Here is a 2,652-nt window from a genome sequence, read left to right as displayed (position 1 = left end):
ATTTATTCCCTTCATTTCTAAAAATTAGCCTTCCTGTCAATAGAAAATAACCACAATTTTAAAAAAGAGACCCTAATTTTCCCAAAAATCCTTTCTTTAGCTAAAAAGATATGGGTAAGTTTCAAACAAAAAAGATCTTGACAAAAAAGATACATTGGTGGCATAATATTGAAATTGATTTTTAATTGCAATTGGTGATTAAAATGATGACCAAAGAAAAGATATTCAAGGACTATTTAAGACAGAAGGGGTTGAAGTTTACCCAAGAGAGAGGGGTTGTTTTGGAGGAGGTATTCTCCACCCATAAACATTTTGATGTAGACGAGCTTTATGATCGTTTGCGTAAGCGAGACGAACGTATCTCAAGGGCTACTATCTATAGAACCCTTCCTTTATTAGTTGAAAGTAATCTAGTTAAAGAGGCTTTCCATTGCCATGGTAGGGCGACTTATGAACATACCTTTGGACATGACCATCATGACCACCTGCTCTGTATAAGATGCGGTAAGGTCATTGAATTTAAGGAAGAGCAGATTGAAAGATTGCAAGATGAAATTTGCAAAAAGTATGGGTTTGAACCTGTAGAACATAGGTTAGGCATTAAAGGGTATTGTAAGATGTGTAATAAGGATTCCAATACTTAAAATTTTTTAAAATATAATTGCGATTGCGTCTCAATTATAATTAGAGGAGGCTAAATTATGGCTGATAGACCTTTGAAGGAGCTTTTACCAGGCCAGAAAGGTAAGATTACAAATGTTACAGGGTCTGGTTCTATTCATCGTCGGATTTTGGATATGGGGATTGTCAAAGGAAGTGAGATAGAGATGGAACGAATTGCCCCTTTGGGAGATCCTGTGGAGGTCAGAATAAAAGGATATCATTTATCCCTTCGCAAAGAGGAAGCAGCTAACATATTTATAGAGGTAGATTAAATGAAAGGAGCTCTTCTGCCTTTATCACAAATTTCTCCCGGCAAAGAAGTAACCTTAGTTGCTATACATGGCGGTAAAGGCTTAAGAGCTAGACTTACAGACATGGGATTAAATGAAGGAATGAAGTTTAGAGTCCTACATTCTTACTGTTCTGGCCCTTGTATTATTCTTATCGGTAATACAAGATTGGTTTTAGGGCACGGTATGACTCAAAAGATCTTAGTAAAGGAGGAATAAAAAATGTCTAAAAAATTGACCATTGCCTTGGCTGGTAATCCCAATTCTGGTAAATCTACCGTCTTTAATAACCTAACCGGGGCACGCCAGCATGTAGGAAATTACCCAGGGGTAACGGTAGAGAAGAAGGTGGGAAACTTGAGGTATAAGGATTATGAGATAGATGTAGTTGACCTTCCAGGAACCTATAGTCTAACTGCCTATTCTATTGACGAAGTAGTTGCCCGAAATTTCCTGGTAGAAGAAAAACCTGATGTGGTAATTGACATCATTGATGCCTCAAATTTAGAGAGAAATCTATATCTTGCCACCCAGTTTATGGAGTTAGGCGCCCCCTTAGTCTTTGCCTTGAATATGTCTGATTTAGCAAAGAGGCAGGGGCTTGTGATTGATAAAAAGAGGCTTGAAGAACTATTAGGAATCCCTCTTGTCTTCACTGTGGCTTCTAAGAAAGAAGGAATGGATAAACTCCTTGATGAGGTCGTTAAATTAGCTGAGCATAAAACGGAATTACCCAAGACAACTGTAAAGTATGGCCCTGAAATAGAGGAAGAGCTCGCAAAGATAGAACAGATACTATTAAAAGATAAGGACCTTATGAAGAAGTATTCCTCAAGGTGGCTGGCAGTGAAGCTCTTAGAGGATGACAGTGAGGTTTTGAAAAGGGTAGGGGAGAGTCCATACTCTGGAGAGATTCTTAAGACATTAAAGGAGAGTATTCTCCACCTCAAAGCCATCTTTGGAGATACCCCTGAGGCAATAATTGCCGATAGAAGATATGGATTTATCAGCGGTGCCTGCAGTGAGGCAGTGAGCAGAACCTATGAGGTGCGGCATAGCCTTTCAGACAAGATAGATCAGGTGCTTATTAATCGGGTGTTGGGTCTTCCTATCTTCCTTTTCCTGATGTGGCTTATGTTCAAATTTACCTTTGGTGCAAGTGAACCTTTGATGGGCTGGGTTGAGGCTTCCCAGGAGTGGTTAGGGAATCTATTGGGTAGCTTGCTGCCGGAAGCTAGCGCAGCTCAATCATTAGTTGTTGATGGAATAATTGCAGGCGTTGGGAGTGTTCTTGTCTTTGTGCCGATAATATTTTTGCTATTTTTGGCGATGGCAGTATTGGAGGACTCCGGGTATATGGCCAGGGCTGCCTTCATTATGGACAGACTTATGCATAAGATTGGCTTGCATGGCCGTAGTTTTATTCCAATGTTATTGGGTTTTGGCTGTAATCTCCCAGCAATTATGGCAACCCGCACCATAGAAGATAGAAAGGATAGATTAGTAACTATCTTAGTCAATCCCTTTATGAGCTGCGGCGCAAGGCTTCCCGTTTATGCCTTACTCATTGGTGCATTTTTCCAAGAAAGAGCATCCGGTAATGTTCTATTCTCCATCTATATGTTGGGAATAGTTCTGGCTATTGTAATGGCTAAGGTATTCCGTAAGTATCTATTAAAGGGTGAGGCTGCTCCTTTTG

At 40.0% G+C, this 2,652-nt stretch carries 4 protein-coding genes; all 4 read left to right on the top strand.

The features are described from left to right. The first annotated feature begins 203 nt into the window (after window positions 1-203). Window positions 204-644 (top strand): transcriptional repressor, encoded by a 441-nt coding sequence (locus AB1630_12065; protein MEW6104528.1) that lies wholly within the window; start codon window positions 204-206, stop codon window positions 642-644. A 57-nt stretch (window positions 645-701) separates the two neighbouring features. After that, window positions 702-935: a ferrous iron transport protein A gene (locus tag AB1630_12060; GenBank protein MEW6104527.1), complete on the top strand. Its 234-nt coding sequence runs from the start codon at window positions 702-704 to the stop codon at window positions 933-935. After that, window positions 936-1,172 (top strand): FeoA family protein, encoded by a 237-nt coding sequence (locus tag AB1630_12055; GenBank protein MEW6104526.1) that lies wholly within the window; start codon window positions 936-938, stop codon window positions 1,170-1,172. It begins immediately after the preceding gene. A gap of 3 nt (window positions 1,173-1,175) precedes the next feature. Beyond that, the coding region (gene feoB, locus AB1630_12050) for a ferrous iron transport protein B (GenBank protein ID MEW6104525.1) at window positions 1,176-2,652 on the top strand (1,477 nt) is incomplete at its 3' end.

The sequence above is a fragment of the bacterium genome (assembly GCA_040753555.1).
GTDB lineage: Bacteria > UBA9089 > UBA9088 > UBA9088 > UBA9088 > JBFLYE01.
This window is presented reverse-complemented; position numbering and strand designations above follow the sequence as displayed.